Raw genomic sequence first — 17,319 nt, 5'->3', positions numbered from 1 at the left:
TCACTGATCCGCGGTGTGGCTGCGACATCGTTCTGTTCCGTGATCGAGCTCAAGCGGTGCAGGGTGTCATAGGCAAACAGCCGGGTTTGTGCGCGGCTATCGTGCTGCCAACAAAGTCCTTGCTCGGTGTCATATAGCGTTACCTGTTCGCCAGCATCCTGACTCTGACTGCGCAGGACCTGGCCGGACAAGGAGGACTGGTAACGAACGTTCGGCACCACCTGCGGATCCAGTAGCTGTTCATTGAACAACCGTGGATCGATGCTGCTCAGCAACTCACCCAGCACGCCGTAGCGCTGCTGGCTGATCAGTTGCGTCGCGGCGGCGCCGGGGGCACTGCGGTTGCACTGCAGCGCGCGCACGGGCAGGCCGCGATTGTCGGTCACCGCGACCATGGGGGTGGCCACGCAAACGTCAGCAGTACTGATCGTGGATATAGTCGTCATGTTGAGATGCCTCCAGATTCGCGCTGATACGACATCACCTCTTTCAAGGTGTCGTTTTCATCTTCGTTCACGCTGAACCATGGATAGACTGTGGAGCGTCGCACGTATCCCAAGGCAGTAACGACGGCGTATTCGCGTCCCACCGGATCGTAATAGTGGGTGTCGGCATATCCCCATACACGAGCATCGACGTCATTGACGTACACCGGCTGATCGATGAAGTAGGGTTGGTAAGTGCGAATAGCTTGCCCTTTGTTGTCATACTCGGTGCGCCCGGACACGGCCCAGCGGTCAGCCGCTCCCGTATCGCGCTGCACCGGCTGGCCATCCTGCAGTTCCAATTGACCGTCCGCGCTCACCACATACGCCAGCCCCGGCGGGCATTTTTGCTTCGCTTGCAGCGTGCGCCCAAAGCCGTCAATAAAGGACAGACCGATCCTGATTTGTGGCGCAGGCACACTGCCCGGATACTGATCGGACACCATGGTGGCGACTTCGACCGGACGCCGAACAGCCTGCCGCAACGCGTCTTGCACAACCGTCGGCACCTGTTCCAATGGCGCCGCCGACCGCGCCCAGGCATATGCCCGTGAGCGCCAGTGACCGTTGAAACTCAACCACTGTTGTCGTTGCAAAAAGTGCTGTAGTGCAAGGCCTTCTTCTTCTGAGATGCCCTCTAACAGCTCAGCTTCGAAAGGTAGTCCCATCCAGTTGTACAGATCGTACAGAAAGACGTTCGCCGCCTCCTGAATCGCGGCTGCAGGCGCGGCCAACGCCGTCTCAATGCTGCGCAAGGCTGGCGCATGGGGATCAAAAATATCCAGTGGGGCAAAGCCGACTGCGACCGGGACATTCAGCACATCCAGCTCGGTGCCGTAACGGGAGGTCGCAACCCCACGCCCGAACGCGTCAAACAACACTTCTTCGGTGTTCTCGTTGGCGTCAATGGTCCGCATGGGACTGAGAAACCGGTAGTCATAAACGGCTTGCACGCGGTTGCCCAGTGCGTCGGTCACCGAAGTCACGACGCAGCTATGCGTATCGTAAGTGTAAGTTTTCGGCCCCACTATGGGTGTGCTTTGGGTGGTGCGTGCACGGTAGAAAGGTAGCCATTGCCCCCCCTCGACGTAAGTGCTGTAGCCGCTGGGAAGCACCCACACGTCGGGAACCGTTTCGGTGAAGCCGGTGGACAACACTTTGCTCCGCTTGAGATAGCCAGCGACGGGCAAGGCGGTCTCTAGATCCAGTCCTGGAACGCCGGCATATGCGATCAACGATTCAGCGTCAAATTCCGCCACTTCCTGGTGGTGCACCAAGGCTAAGGGGGGTGGGTTACCCGAAGTCACGACCGCCGTGCCGGCGGCATTAAAATAAAACGTTACCGCTTGCCCGGCGTAAGTCCGTGGTTGGGCTGGCGCGATCAGGCTGTTCGGGGCCGTCAATGCCTCGTAACTCAGTCCATCGGGCGTCAGCGGGTAACAACCGTAGTCGTCGAGGTAGGTGAGGACATTCTGACGCTGCTGAAACGGCAAACCCAAGGTCCACACGTCCGGCTCGCGCAGGTTGTACACCCGGCTGCGACTTTCGGTGAGGCGCAGCGGCACTTGTCCGTCATCGTAGGTAGTGCGCCACAGTTCATCGGGTACGTTAGGCGGATAAGGATTGTTTCCGGGCTGTGGCTGGCGGGCGTAATTGATTGCCACGCTCCACAGCACCAGGCCAAACTCATTGGTCTGCAGAGTAATTTGCTGCTGCACAATCGGGTCTTCAGCAATGCGCTCGTAACCGACACTTAGTGATTCCAGGGCCATGGGAAGGGCCACGCAGTAGCCGTTGGCGGAGGCAGTACCTTGCAGCAGCCGTACCTGTGAGCGACTGGTCTCGACGCTGTAGGGCACATCCTCCAGTCCACTGCCGTCAACCCCATACACCTCTGTGCGATCAACACTGCCTTTAAGGGCACGGAACAGTTGGTACTGCGTCGAACTGTCCACACCCGACAACAGCTCATCATCCCCAATAGCGCGATTAAATCGGGTAAACCGCGGAGCGCCGAGGCTGAAGAGCATGGGGTTGGCGTAGGGCAAGGCGCCTGGGCGCAGTTCATCGCCTTCCTGGCCGGTGTTGTACCAAACCTTGGTCAGTGTCGGTGCGGCCAGTGGCAGATTCACCGCCGTGGCGGCCGCCAGCAACTGAGTGTCAAGATGCTGCACGAAGCCGAAGCCACGAAATTCGCGGTCGATTCCGGCGTATACACCGCGGCGGTAAAGGTAGTGCTGGGTGAGCCGATTACCACTCACTTCATCAAGCGAACTTTGCGTGGAGACCACTTGTAAGGCAAAGGGCAGATCACACACGCTGGCCGGCAGCGCCAGTTTTTCATCCAGCCATTCCTGCGCTGAACTGCGGTAGGTGATCGCCGTGTGGCTGCCCATGTTGTTGTTGGACGATTCAAGCAAGTAGGGTTTAGTGGTGGCAAAGGTGTAACACCAATGCTTGGGTTGCATGTGCGAGACGGTCAGGACCAGGGTTGCGGTGCCAGTGCCGTCGACATCGGCAAAGTTGATCTGGTCCAACTGGTCAAAACGCACGCCCAAGGGCATCGGCAGAATCAGCGGGGTCGTGCTGAAAGCATTGCCCGACTGGTTCATGAAAATCAGGAAACGTTCCGATTCGGCATAAATTAGGTCGGTAGCCCCGGAACCGTCCAGATCGGCGAGAAACACCCGTGATGGGTTAAACGTGAGGACATCAAAGGGCAACTGCGCCAAGACCAACGGTTCACCGAAGGACCCGCGGCCCAGGTTGGGCCAGCAAGTCAGCTGGTCGTATCGAATCTGCACCAGATGCTGCTGACCGGAACCCAACACATCACTGAAGGCCACCAGGGACGCTGGGTCGCCGGCTTGCAGTGGTAAGCGGTCTGGACTGTTGTGCGCCACGTCTTGCGGGGCGCCATAGCCTTGCTGGCGGTTGTTGTCGTAGATCCGCACACTTTTCGGACCGATCAGCGCTAGATCGGGCAGCCCGGCCCCCACCAGATCAGCCATTTGCGCCGAGGACTGTAAAAACTCACAGGGAAAGGCTGGAAAGGGCACAAAATTTGACCAGCTTTGGTCGGAGTTTAAAGTGAAATAACCGGCAAGACCCGGTTGCGCGATTAGCCAGTTGAGGCGCCCCATGCCGGTGAGGTCTATCAGCGCCTTGCGCTCGCCTTCGACTGGCAATAAGGAGGGAATTTTAGGCAGTGATTGCCATGGGGCATAGCTTACCGCGTCGGGTCCCCCGGTGCCCCGGATCGGAGCCTGATAACGCCAGTCGTTACCGACCTGGTACAGGATGCCCGGCAAGCCCTCCCCATACAGATCTACTAACTGATATTGCCCACCGCCATCCAGCCCCGGGAAGGCCGGTAACTGGGTGTATTGGTCCGCCTCAAAAGCAGTTGAAAAGGTACTGTACGACCAGTCAGCCGGGGGCTGTGCCTGCACCGTACCGTCGCTGTCATAGGCAAGCATTTGTGCGCCGAGTAATTGCGACAGCTGTGGCGATTGTTGATATTCCAACAGCAGACGCGAGACCAGCGTGTCCGCCTGGCCCAGTTCCAGTGGAAAATGATTGAACATCAGGACCTGGTGGCAAAGACGGTGGGTACGAACCTCAAAACCGAACGCGTAATCGGAGAAGGAGTCCTCACGGCATGGCCACGTGTTCGTCGGCAGCAGTGGCGGCACGACCAACGGGTCTACGGTACGCTCACCGTAGTCAAATACCAGGGTGAACAGCCACGCAGGGGCTTGCGTGGCGCTGTACTGGCCCCAGGCGTATAGAGGGGCATAACCGCTGACGTTGCCATACTCGACGTACTGCAAATAACGGTTGGCTGTCTGCGCGCGCGTCGCCTCTGCACCTACGGTGGTGCAGTTTTCAGCGTTTTCACGTTTGTAACGGTAGCAAATGTGCTCTCCTGTCGGTGTGACTGATTCCTCCAGCAGCCACACACCGATATGACTGGGCTGCGCCGGATCGGCGATCCGTGCGTCCGCCGATTTGCCCAGGCAGTAGAGCTGACCGTTCGGTGTGCGCACCAGCCAAAAATCCTCTTCTGGCGCGTCCGGGGTCCAGCGCTCGATCAGGGTAAAAGTGCCCTCGATGCACGGATAATAACGAGTGACGCTGTAACTCTGCCCCAAATCCAGGTCCCCATAACGGGAACGTTGAGTGGTAATGATTTGTTGGTTCTCATCCCGCTCTGCAACCAGGATTTCGCCATCGGGGGCTAGGTACGTATCGTCGTCCTGATACAGCGGGACGCCGGTGCTGGTACGACGGCGGATAGCCATCTCCGACAACCCCCAGCCGATGCCGAACGCGCCGTTGCCAGCCCCGCTGCTGTAGCCCAACGACAAGGTCGGTGCATCGCCGCGGCCGGGAGACATCGGCAGAGGCAGGCTTAGGCTGGCCATGCCGCTCATGCCGACATTGCCCAACGCTTCACCCATCCCTTGAATCGCTCCGCCGCCTTTGGGCAAAGAAGGCGGTGTTACTTGCATAGTAGAAGCCTGACTGGTGTTCATACCCTGTCCTCAGATCGTATTTATTTACCGTAGACCCGGGGGCCACGCCCCCGAGAAATTCCCTCAGTCAGTTGTCTTTGAGGGTGTAACGTAGCTGGTAAATAACATCGACCAGGCTTTCTACCAGGGCGCGCTGGCTGCCTAACGGGCCGGCATTAAAGAACGTCAGGATCAATGTGCCGCTGTCAATCGGATCGCCTTCGAAGGGCAGGTATTTGGGATCATTGAAGTCGGCCACAAACAGCCCCGAATCATCCAGACCGCGGGACAAGGCCACGTAAGTGGAAGGGCCCGCCAGCGTTTGTAATTGGAGTGTCGCCTCAACGTCCTGATACGGGCCGAGCAAGGCTGGGAGGGTGACGCTGATATTTTTGAATCGCCCCGTCTTGTTGTGAGTGCCGTAGGTGTTGCTCAGGTCCAAGGTGGCAACGTCAAACATGACGACCAGTTTGTTGTCATCGACCAGGCTCACAGTAACCCCGTCGTCTGGGTGACCGGCGTTGGTTCCTTCCAGCGTCAATTTGACCAACAGACTGAAAGTCCATGCAGGATCCACCTGGGTCATCTGGGCATTGAGCGATACGGTCTTAAGGATTTCCAAGCCGCGCTTGTCCACGCGCAGGTAAGTGCTTTCCATCTTCTGCAACTCCAGCATCAAACCTTCACCGGCCAGTAAACCTTGATACAGGTCATTCCACATAGGCGCGCTGAACAGGTTGACCGCCTGGGCGGTACCGACTTCACGGACCAGCGCGCCTTTGGTGGTCAGGCACAAGGCTAAGGCGCTGTCGTAGAGCTGGTAATACAGCGAGGACAGGCGTGCGCTCATCCAGTTGAACAGCTCCAGACCGGTAAAGCGGGTGGTTTGCATCGTGTACTGGGCGCGCAGGTTATCCAGTTCTTGGGCGTACAATGCGCTTTGCTTCTGCGCCATGGCCAGTTGCTGGGTCTGCGACTGAATCTGCGCATTCAACTGCGCCACTTCGCTGGCCGCATTGTCGCGCTGAATCTGCCAGTCTTCGCGCCGGCGGCGGTATTGCTCACTGATATCCAGACGCTGCGCGGAGGTTTCCAGCACCATCGCGCCGCCTTGTAGACCAAACGCGACTGCCCTCGCGACCCCGCCCCACTGGGATCCGCCAAAGGCGAAACCAAAGGTATTGGGTGCCATCTCCACCCCGGCCCCCACCGCCATCGGAATCATGGCGGCGGTATTCAACGCCCCGGCGGAGACTCGCAAATCCATTGCCGATTGCTCACTGGAAGTGATCCAGTTGTTATACAGGCCGGTGTAATGGCCCAGCCGGACCTTGGCGCCGTTGAGCGCCTCCTGAGAAGCCGCAATGGCCGACGTTAGGGAGGCGATGTTGTTGACTTGAATCTCTTGGGTCAGCGTCGCGATTTGTTGCTGTTGGGTTTGCACCAACAAGGTCATGTATTCGTTATCGCGTTGCAGCAGGGCCCCCTGCAAACTGGCGCCAAACTGAATGACGTTGCTCACGGCGGTACGGGCTTTGTCCGCCAAGACGGCAAAGCGGTATTCGCTGACGGTCTGGTTGGCCGGCACCGAATTGCCTCCAACACCGTTACCGGCCCCGTGCTGAATCTGCAGATCGCGCGGATTGGCGGGGGTGGCGTACAACGGCAGCATCATCGGTTGACCGTCCAACGTCAGGCCGTGACGCAGGTTGTAGAGGCGTACCTCAAGCTTGTCCCAGTAAATCAACAGATCTGTATTGTAGGGCGGCAAGAAACTACCGTTCTGGCCGCTCAGGTAAGCGCGTAGCAGGGTGGTCAGCACCGTTGGTGCGGGGGCGTCCGGGTCATCAAAATCCACCACGGCGATCTGCGCTGCTTCGGCGCCTACCGTTGGATTGGGCCAGCTGTTGGTGTAATCAATCACCGGCCGCGGCCCCAGCATCTGCGAAGCTTCCAGGTAATACAGCTTGGCCTGCGCCAGATAATCGCGTTGCTGCATGCGGTAGCAACTGTCGCCGCGCTCGATCAGTGCGTTAATGCAGTTGAGGAAAATCGCCATCTTGTAATGCATGGGGTCGTTCATGGCGATGACGTCGGGATCGACCGTCGGTGGGATCGCCGCGTTCCAGGTATGGTCCTCTTGCAGGGGCACCACGTTCCAGTAACGCACCTCGGTGCCGATTTTTTCCTGCTGGCCGTATTTATTGCGATAACCGGTGGGGGTGAAGATGTACTTGTACCACTCCTCGGCACTGGCGTAGTTTTGTTCGGTGAGGTAACGGTCGGCGATGAGGAAGCTGCTATGGAAAAAAATCTCCCAAAAATACAAGCCGTATGAACCGTTGAAGTCGATGGGAGCGGTATTGTGATGTTCGATTTCGGCCGTTTGAGTAGAATAACTTAAAAGACCAGAAATACTATTTTCCTGCAACATGGCAGTAAAAAATGCTGCAGAACTAGTTGTCAAGTACGCAATCTGCTGTATGGCCCCAGTAGATGCAACCTCACCATCACTCAAAGTTTCCGGAAAACTAGCAATTTCATGAGTTTTATCCATCTCCATTCCATTATCTTGTATGCGACTTGATAACGGAACAACTTCAGAATCATCTGTTATTGGATGAACACTGGCTTCAAAAAGCGCAACACTCTGCTTGACACTCAATGATGCAGAAAAGTCATCGCGGTCAATTACAATGGACTGTCCATTTGGACTGTTCTCTGGCAAAGGGAACCCAGGATCAAACTCGAGGTAGTCAGTTTCCAAATAGAAAGGAGGATTATTAATAGGGGCCGTACGATTGTAAAAGTAAAGTCCGTAACAGTATAGCATTTGTCCATAACTACCATAGTCGTCCCTAAAGTAGAGCTTTTCAGCGTACGATATATCAATTTTTACCGGGGTATGTGGGTGAAATGTATATTTCGTACTGGCCTGCGCTAGGCCGTTGTATTTGTATGGCGTAACAGTTGCAGTTATAGACGCTGTGCCTGCATGCGTTATTGTAATTGTTGTGCTATCAATTTTGGTGACATAATACCAGTGCCCATATCCTAAATTCATCAAGTGCCCCGCCTTGACCTTATTGGCAGGCTCAAACAGATCTGCGCAAATAAATTTACGCGCATCCCAACTTGAATCCCCCAAGTACACCCTCAGCTCGCCTAGAGCGGCTACATTAACCACTTCATATCTATTAGGCTTTTTTGGCATAAGTGTTTTTTTATAGGAAACCCACTGACCATCCTCTGGAAGATACCACGTATTGCAGAAATAATTGTACGTTGGAGTTACATTCGATGAGCCAGTTGCCCCGTTCTGCTCCTCACTAATCCAGCAAATATATAGCCGCTTGTTGTACCAACATGGCTTTACCATACCATCTATAGCGTTGGCAGTCGGGGCATCGATTTTCAGCCACTGCGACCAAGCGCCGCCCGAAATTTTATTGGCGTCCGTGCGAACGGCCATGTTACAACTGCGCCAATAAAAATCGTAAGGTGCGTTTTTAGTTCGGCCGACATAATAGATTATGTCTCGATTGCTCGCTGAAGCGTAGACGCCACCTAAGTAACCACTAATAGTTTCTAGGTTTGCCAATGTCTCAAACCCCAGCATATATTGCTGAAATCCGGTTTGCACCCGACTGTCGGAAATCCGCCCCTGATTAATGGTCTCTTCCAGCGCATTAAACAATTCTGTTTTGTTGTAACGCAGACTCGGATCCACATACACCGAGGGGTAATACTGCAGACGCTCTTTGCCTGCCCAGGTTGAGTACACCTGATTGTAATCAGGCCAGTCGTATAAAAACCCGCCTGGGCGCGATTCTTTGACCATGGTCGATGTCACGCTGTTATCCACATCGGGGTCATAGCCGCCGAGGCAGCGGTTGATGTACAGCTGCACGCTGGCAATCGCCTCTGCAATCCAACTGGTGGGTACGTCCGGGCCGATTTTGGTGTCGAGTAACAGGTATTCGTAGAGATCATCGGCGGTGGTGACGCGATCGCTTAGCGGGGGGCCACCGGGTTCGATTGGGGTTGCGGGTACGCAATAGGCAATGAAATAGTCCACCAAGGCATTACGCCGGGCAACCTGGATGGCATTCATAGCGGTAGCGGTTTGTTGGCTCATGATGTGCTCCTTAAAACCCAATTGGGAAAAATCCACTACTGCTGAATGGCCGTGACCAGTCGCTCGGCGACTTGGCGGATTAGGTCCGAACTTTCGGCGGCTACAGTAGGTTTGGACATATCAAACAAGTTATTCATGCACTGGCTGCCGACGTTCAATTGGGTCCCAGCTTGCATCCAGGTTTCCAAGCGATAGACATCGTCGAAACATTTCGGAAATTCGTTGTAGATGCCTTGCGCCACCAAGTAGCTGTTGGTCAGCAAGGCCGCTTCGATGTCCCAACCCTGGATATAGGCCAGCTTGCTGAGGGCATTTGCATAGTATTGGTCCGGTTGATTGGCTTCCTCGAAATAACTCAAGGCTTCGGCCATGGGTACCACTACGCGCAGTAGCCATTGTTTGAGCCGAGCAATGCGTAACAGCAAAGGCAACGAAGGACTGGCCACGATATTGAGGCCCTGAATAAACCAGCTCGGGGTGTTGACGATCAGGGTCAGATCTTGTTCGGAAAGGTCCGCCCATTGGGCAATAAGACCGAACTGCGCCATGCCTTGGGTGTAGCGGGCGACGTTGGCTGAAGCCCCAATCACGTTGGCCTTACGAGGTTCTTCTGGGGCGGAGTGCAGCGTGTTGATGTCAGTCCAATAGTTGCCCAGCCCGTAAGCTTGAGCCTTGCCTTTACCGGACATGGGCAACGCCTCAAAGTTCGTATCCTGCCAGCTCAGCAAGCGGCTCATCACGTTGGGTTTGGTTTTGAATACCGGAGCGATCAGTTGATAGAGCTTTTGCTGCAACTGCGCCGGCAACGGCGCATTGGGTTGGTAGGTCAACGCGAGCGTGTCGCTGCTAAGGGTGGTGTAGATGTTGTTGGAAAAGTTGTACAGCTCAGGGGTGAGCGTGCTGCTGTAGACGTTCGTTGTCAGGTTAAATACCGTACGCACGTCCAGCTCATGGTTGGTCATCCAGGCCACCACCGCCTCGGTTTGCCGAATGATGTCCAAGGTTTTCAACGTCGGCACGCCGGCGATCAATTTGGCGATGTCCTGTCCAGGACTGAGCAGTTCCCACAGGATGCTGGCCTCGGTAAACGTCAAGCCCAGCAACCGCGGGATCATCGCCAAGCGATAAAGTTGGGCGTATTTTTTATAATCCATCGTCACTGTTTCAGGCGTGTCGAACGCCAGTTGCGCCATCCGGTACAACTCATCGGCAGACACTTGCAAGGCGCCGCATACAATAGGGGTATAGGGATCGTTGGCATTCGGTTCAAAGTCGAGAGTGGCGTAAAGCGGGACGGTGACGCTCGTTGTCGTAGAGGTAAATAGTCGTTGATATTGACTTTGTTCATGCTGCAACGCGTAGGTGTTCATCTCACCGATGAAGCAGCAGAATTCGTCGCAGCTGAGGCCATAGGTCTTCGAGAGGCGACTGAACTCCGCGATGGCTTGCAAGACCGGTGTATCCAAAGAAAAAGCCCCAGTCTCTCCTCGGCCCAAATTGGCATTAAAAATGAGCCAGTCGAGTTGGTGAAACTCAAGGTTGAGGTGTCGTTTCAAGCGGATAAGCCGTTCCGCGCGATCCGCATAGTGGACGGCATTGCTTGCAGTTAGCGCGAGTTCAAAGCGAGTCGTTGAATCCTTCGCGGGGCCGACTAGGAGAGCGAACGGGCTCGGGCCTTGGCTAGAGATATAGATTTGACCATATACATTGACTGATGCCGCATTCGTGGCGCCGTATTGCCAGTACTGACCAATCAATCGATCAGCCTCGGTTGAGGCCTGATAATTGACCTGCGCCGTCATGGCGATCAACTCATTGAAGGCGAGGCCGGTTCGCTCGGTAAATACCTCAACGGCCTTCAACTGACCGGCAATATCTGTCGCGGTGGGTAAGTTGTAATGATTTTGAATTGTCGCCGCGTTGGCGGGGGCTGCGACTAGCAATGAGTAAAGCGCCGGGGTCAGTTGCAGTTGTTCCCGCGTGGTGGGCGAAGGCAAAACGTCGGCTTTGGTCGATTTTCTCGCGCGACTGGTGAGGATGGGTTCAAACGCCAGCGCTTGCATATCGCGCAAGGAATCCCAGATCAGTTCCAACGACAGCTTATCAGCGGACAGTACACTGCGTATCTGCACCAAATTATCGTGATACGGCAGGGTCATGGGGTAGTAAACGTTTTCCAGGGAGACCATGGGGGCCGGCGGGGTCAAATTCGCCATGCCCTGCTGCAACACATCAATCAAGATATCGAGGGTTGATACCTCCTTGAGAAACGCGCTTTCGTCCATGACCAGTGCCTTGATATCCGGGCGTCGTTGGTCAATGTTCAGCGGGCTAGCGGGTAGGTGCAATCCTTTGGAAATTTTGTACAGTTCTACCAGATAGCGCCCGGGCGAAAATAACGACTGAATCGACGTGGCCTCGGCATAGCCATCGGTCGATCGCTCAGGAAACAGATCATCAAAGTCCGGCGCGCCGCCTAATGAGCGCTGCATGGCGTCCTCAAGTCCCTTTGGGAAAGGCGCAATGCCCATTTTAGGAATGCCTTGCATTACTGGTTCATTGCGTGACAGGTACGTGCGGTACAAGCTTTCCAGCACTTGGACACGTTGGCTTGCGGCTTGGTGAATCGTCATCGCCTGCTCAGTGGGCAACGCCGTCATCTGCGTACAGAATCCGAGTGGTGATTCCCGAGAAATATCGAAAATTGATGTGAATCCGTTATCCTTCAATACATTGATAGCATCTTCATCTTTAACTGAAATACGCAATGATTGCAGCAGTACGTCATTCATGGATAAATCCCTTAAAATTCAGGCTGTGGAAGAAGTATGTGTAACGTAAAAGGAAATGCGACAAAGAATCTTTGGATCCAAGGCTAGTCTGTAAAAAAGGTTATGCGGCGAAAACACTCATAATGTTTCGAGATTAAGTTGATAGTTAATTTATCTAATCAACTTGTTTTCAGTACTTAACGTACTGAACTGAAATTTTACGAACTCGTAAGCGCTGATTTATTCAGTCGTCAGGCTAGGAATAAACCAGAGCGCTATTTTCAACTCGTCACTTCGAACGATGGATGGCATTGCCTCTCCGAAAATATTTCTTCGCGTAACAAATACCGACGCCAACGGCCTGCCAGCGTAAGGACGCACTTGATTGCTGGAGAGCTTTTGCTAGAGGTGTCTGTCGTAAATATTACTGTATAGACATACAGTATAATGACTTGAAGGCGCAGACTAGTCATATTGCAGTAAAAATCTGCGTTAATTTATTAGAAAATATGTCTGATGAGCCGCGCGCGGGGAGCCCGCAGCGGCGCTGGGTACGAACCACAAACCATGCATCCAGCGCGGCACACCATCGGACAGGGGTCAAGTACACGTTACGAGTCTTGCCCCTGTCCCACCTCGGCGCGTAGATAGACCTAGGGCTCGGCCCGCCGGACTTCAGCCACATACGAAATTGTTTTCTTTGCCTGCTTTGGCGGTGGTGCGCACCGCTTGCCTGAAGATATCCGGCATCAACCCAAACGCGGTCTAATCCATATCGCAAATACCCTTGCCTTTCGTGGCCTCTGTGATCCGGTATTGCCCGACAGCCCAAATTTGCAGTTTTTATTAAGTACTTACCTGCGTCGATTTGTGCAAGCGGTCGCTACACTCGCTAGAGCGACTCCAGGCTGGCAACTAGCGTTTTTCATTGATGCTATCGACAATGCCGAAGTTGCTGCACGTCAGTGCAGTGAAGATTATTTTCCTATCAAGCTGCTGGAAAGTCTGGATGCGGATCAGATAAGTGAAAAAAAACCAGGCGGTTTAACTGTATTGCCTGGCCGATCAACTGGAAGGCGTGATCCTCAATTAGGATGTTGCTGGGGCCTGTGAGTGGATGATATTGACTCATGTTTCAAGCTTCCTTTTGTTCGGCTTCGGCTTCTATTTGTTTGTGTTGTTGTAGCCAGTGGAGGAAGCCTGTTTCAGGAAGTGGGCGGGAGAATAGATAGCCTTGCCCCACTGAATAGCCCAGACGCTGCAGGAGAGCGAGTTCTTCGGGAGTTTCGATACCCTCGGCCACTAAAGGGACTCCAAGGCCGATTGCAAGGTGCGGGAGGCTCTTCACCACGGCCCGGCTGCGAAAGTTGTCCCTCATGTTGCGCACGAAGCTGGCATCCAGCTTTAGTTCAGTGCAAGGCATTTCACAGACGCGCTGCAAGGAAGAGTAACGCGTCCCGAAGTCATCGATTGACACGCCGCAGCCAAGTAGGCGTAGGCGCACGAGGTTTTCGAGACTGGCGATCGGCGCCTGCATCAATCCGGTTTCGGTAATTTCCAATATGAGGCTTTGAGCGGGTACCTTTTCTGCGTCGAGAGTCTGTTGGATTACTTCGAGCAAGTGAGGCCATGCCAGTTGCTCAGCCTCCAGATTGATGGAAAGGTGGAGTTTGCCGACTAACTGCTGTTTTCGCCAGAAGCGCAAGGCTTGCTGGGTGATGGACTGTGTCATGGCGTTTAAGAGCCCAAACTGCTGTACGTGTTTTAGAAACACGCCAGGAGGGAGCAGTCCGTGCTGTGGGTGTTGCCAGCGAACGAGGACTTCTGCGCCGATCACACTCATTGTCTGAAGGTTGAGCTTCGGCTGATAGAAGGGAATGAACTCTCCTTCAAGCAACCCGATCTGAACCTCGGCGGCGGTGGGTGTTTGGTGGTGTGCGCGAGGAATTTGGCGTGCGGTGCAGGACTGATAGCGCATCATGAGTATTTTCAGCTTGTCACGGCAGAAGGGCTTCTCCAGATCACCCAATATCTGGTAACCCGCTAGTCGCGCAAGGTGTTGAATGGTTTGACGCAGGTCAGGCGCTATCGAGCTAGAGATGATCAGTGCACCGAGATGACCTGTCTTGGCGGCTTGGCGCAGGAAAGACAAGCCATCCATGCCAGGCATCTCGATGTCGCAGATCAGTACATCAAAAGCGCCTTCGGTCTTGAGTTGGGCGAGGGCCTGCTCGCCGCTATCGGCGGAATACAGGTTCTGGTAGCCCAGTCGTTGTAGCACAAGCATCAGCGCTCGGCGGGTTAGAGGATGGTCTTCAAGGACGAGGATTTTGATGCTGTTCATTGATCTGGCTCGGAGGGATACAACTCCTAGATTCTCAGCATTTTGGGGGGGCACCATGTAGTCGGGGCACCATTTTCATGTAGGGAAAGCCAGCATTTGGTGTCACCCCCGAAAGGAAGGGTGTTTCGAAATATTTTGAGGGAAAACCCTACGCGATGGTCGGAGCTTGCCTGCCTTTTTTTTTGTTGTGACTGGTCACTATTACGGCTGCAGAATTTTAAAGGCGGTAATGCCCAGTGAAAAAGCAATCGTGTTCGGCCCGAGGCGAGTCCCATCCAGAGCTTTCTGGCTTTTCAAAGAGTAAGAGTCGGCGGTCGTTGACTGCAAGCATCGTTCTTGCGTTGTATGGTTACGAAGTCCTTGCCATGCCACTAGCAACGGCTGCTACGAAAATTGCTAGCTCCACGCCGCAGGGTGTGAAGATTGCCGACGAGCAGGAATATGCATTGTATGTCCCGCAGTCGGGTGAAAGCCTTACTGAAGTGGCGCAGCGTTTTTCGGTGAGCGAGTCCGTGCTGACCTCCCTGCGTACTCAGGTCCGTGGTTACGGCTGGTCCGATCGCACATGGCTGGTACCCAAGCAGCCAGAAGGCGAGTCTGCTCTTTATCCTGCGTATGTACTGTATCAAGTAAAAAAAGGCGAAAGCCTGGCTTCGCTGGCTCTGGGTCATAACCGTTCGGTGCGTGAATTAGCCCGCCTTAATGGCATGGTGATGAGCGAGGCAAAGATTGCAAAGCTGAAGGCTGGAGATTCGATCTTGTTGCCAGCGTCGCCTAAGAAAGGCGTTCAGGCGGCCCCTCAGGTCGAGACTAAGACGGGGAGCTTTGGGCAGAAAGTGGCCCAAACCGTTTCGCAGACGGCAAAAAGCTATGAATCGGCACGCAAGTCTGAGAGTGGGCAAGGCGTGGGCGATTTGCTGTCGCAGCAGGCCGCTGGCAGCGTGAGCAGTGCATTGTCGCAAGGGGCTGAAGAGCTTCTTAATCCTTATGGTCGTGCCAAAATTGGGGTGCGCGCCAACACCAATACCAAGGATGTCGATCTCGAACTTGACTACCTGCAGCCCCTGCTAGAAGGCACAGACAACATTTTGTTCGGGCAAATAGGTGCTCGCTCGTTCGACGAGCGCAGCATCGGCAATATCGGGCTGGGTTATCGCCAGCAAGTCGCGGCAGACTTGATGCTGGGCGTGAACGCCTTCATTGACCAGGATTTCACTAACAACCATACCCGAGGCGGCGTTGGGGTCGAGACCTGGACCGAGGAAATGCGGCTGGCGGCTAACGCCTATGCCCCCTTGAGTGGTTGGAAGGCGTCCGATCGGGATCGTTTGAATTCCGATCCAACACGTTACGATTTGTTCGAACGCGCAGCCGCGGGTTGGGATGCTCGGGCGGAAATCGCCTTGCCGGGTGCACCAAAGCTGGCGGGTACCGCCAAGTACTTCCAGTGGAGTGGCGACGGTGTTGATGCCTTGGGCAGTGGTCAGTTGGAGCGTAACCCCAAAGGCTACAGTGTTGGTATGAAGTGGCAGCCAATTCCCTTGATCGGTTTCACTGCCGAACACCAGAAAATTCAAGGTGGCGAAGGTCAGTGGTCGGCGGGGATGAGCTTGAGCTGGGCCTTTGATACCGACTTGGCGCAGCAACTCAATCCAGGGAAGGGCACGGCCCTTAAACCCCTGGACCAGGCGCGTAAGGACTTCGTCCAGCGCGATTACAACGTGGTGCTCAATTACAAAGAAAAAGAGAAGCCAATCCCGCAGGTGGCGCCTATTACCTTCGAAGCGGCCAGCTTGACGGTGATTGCGCCGCATTCTAGTGCAACTGCTCCGCTCATCAATCCGGGCCCGGCTCTGCAAAACCGACACCCGGGAAGTGTGTTGGAGTTCTCTTTTGATGCCTCCGTCCCCCTTGCTGCGGGGGCAGTGATTGTTGATAAGACAAGCGGTGAGATTATCGTTCATCCGGGCGCAGCAGCGCGCTCGGGCGTGGTGCTTGTCCAGCAATTTGTGAATGGTCTGCATGTCAACAGTGCCAGCTACCAATTGGTTGTTGAGGCAACGGCTTTTGACATAAATGCTATGCCAGTCGTTGAGGCGGTCAATATCAATGGATCGCTGCGCGTTGGTCAGACCCTGACCGGTGTGTACAGTTTCAACGCTAACGGTGGTGAGACTACCGATGCCTCTACGATGCAATGGCTCGACGGTGGTCATACTGATACCGACGCCCAGTACCTATTGGATGCTGGCGATGTGGGGCGTGTGTTGACTTTTGAGGTCACCGCGAAGAACGGCGCCAATGTGCTGGGTAACATCGCCAGAGTCAACACGACCAATGCCACGGGCGTGAGTGGTGGTGGTGGACTCGGTGGTGGTGAAGTCATCGATGCGGTGGGGCCTGTGGTGAACGTCTCCGACATCACGGGGATACTGCACGTAGGTCAAACCCTAGTTGGGGTGTATAGCTTCATTTCGACCCGTAGCGGTAGAGACAGGGGAGGCATTACGTCATCTGATGATGCCTCGACCATGCAATGGTTAGGCGGCGGCCATACCGATAACGATAACGTGTACGATCTGGGGCTAGATGACGTGGGGCGTGTGCTGACCTTCGAAGTCACCGCAATTGACTCCGCGGGGACCGTGGGTAACACCGCCAGCATCAGCACCATGATTGCGCCGGGTGTGAGTGGCGGCGGCGGCGTTGGTGGCGGTCAAGTCATTGATGCGGGGGCTACCCCGATCGTCAGTGTGACCGACATCACCGGTGTCCTGCACGTGGGCTCGACCCTGACGGGTGTGTACAGCTTCAGCGCCAACGGCGGTGATGCGATCAACGCCTCGACTCTGCAATGGCTCAACGGTGGTCATTCCGACAGCGATGAACTGTATCAGTTGGATGCCAGCGACGTTGGGCGCGTATTGACTTTCGAAGTCACTGCGAAGAACGGTTTCGGCGTGTTGGGTAACACTTCCAGCCTGACCACCGCGACCGCCCCTGGCGTGAGCGGTGGCGGTGCCGGCGGCGAAGTCATCGACGCGGCCGGTGTGCCGATCGCGAC

Annotated in this window: 6 protein-coding genes and 1 pseudogene; 2 read left to right on the top strand and 5 right to left on the bottom strand. The window is 55.0% G+C overall.

The features are described from left to right. From AC3WJW_RS18790 to AC3WJW_RS18775, 4 genes and pseudogenes are all read right to left on the bottom strand, one after another. A pseudogene (locus tag AC3WJW_RS18790) lies at positions 1–446 on the bottom strand (hypothetical protein); the annotation flags it as partial. Next, a complete protein-coding gene (locus AC3WJW_RS18785) occupies positions 443–5,023 on the bottom strand; it encodes a SpvB/TcaC N-terminal domain-containing protein (protein ID WP_493726955.1) in 4,581 nt (1,526 codons plus the stop codon). The pseudogene AC3WJW_RS18790 and the gene AC3WJW_RS18785, both read right to left, overlap by 4 nt. 67 nt (positions 5,024–5,090) lie before the next feature. Then, positions 5,091–9,140, bottom strand: coding sequence for a Tc toxin subunit A-related protein (locus tag AC3WJW_RS18780; protein ID WP_493726954.1), 4,050 nt, complete (start codon positions 9,138–9,140; stop codon positions 5,091–5,093). Between the two features lie 35 nt (positions 9,141–9,175). Then, positions 9,176–11,932 (bottom strand): Tc toxin subunit A, encoded by a 2,757-nt coding sequence (locus AC3WJW_RS18775; protein ID WP_493726953.1) that lies wholly within the window; start codon positions 11,930–11,932, stop codon positions 9,176–9,178. Positions 11,933–12,640: 708 nt separating this feature from the next. On the opposite strand from AC3WJW_RS18775, the gene AC3WJW_RS18770 reads away from it, so the two are divergent. Beyond that, positions 12,641–13,024 carry a hypothetical protein gene (locus AC3WJW_RS18770; protein ID WP_493726952.1) on the top strand — a complete coding sequence of 128 codons (384 nt, stop codon included), beginning with the start codon at positions 12,641–12,643 and terminating at the stop codon, positions 13,022–13,024. Positions 13,025–13,046: 22 nt separating this feature from the next. Here the strand turns inward: AC3WJW_RS18770 and AC3WJW_RS18765 are convergent, their stop codons facing one another. Beyond that, positions 13,047–14,255: an EAL domain-containing response regulator gene (locus AC3WJW_RS18765; protein WP_493726951.1), complete on the bottom strand. Its 1,209-nt coding sequence runs from the start codon at positions 14,253–14,255 to the stop codon at positions 13,047–13,049. A 317-nt stretch (positions 14,256–14,572) separates the two neighbouring features. Between AC3WJW_RS18765 and AC3WJW_RS18760 the strand changes: the two genes are divergently transcribed. Further along, positions 14,573–17,319, top strand: a 2,747-nt coding sequence (locus tag AC3WJW_RS18760; protein WP_493726950.1) for an inverse autotransporter beta domain-containing protein, incomplete at its 3' end; no start/stop codon positions are given.

The organism is Pseudomonas sp. GW821-FHT07G06, assembly GCF_058986625.1.
This window is presented reverse-complemented; position numbering and strand designations above follow the sequence as displayed.

Coding starts and splice junctions, on each gene's coding strand:
- AC3WJW_RS18775 (WP_493726953.1), bottom strand. CDS start 11,932: ATGAATGACGTACTGCTGCAATCATTGCGTATTTCAGTTAAAGATGAA.
- AC3WJW_RS18765 (WP_493726951.1), bottom strand. CDS start 14,255: ATGAACAGCATCAAAATCCTCGTCCTTGAAGACCATCCTCTAACCCGC.
- AC3WJW_RS18780 (WP_493726954.1), bottom strand. CDS start 9,140: ATGAGCCAACAAACCGCTACCGCTATGAATGCCATCCAGGTTGCCCGG.
- AC3WJW_RS18785 (WP_493726955.1), bottom strand. CDS start 5,023: ATGAACACCAGTCAGGCTTCTACTATGCAAGTAACACCGCCTTCTTTG.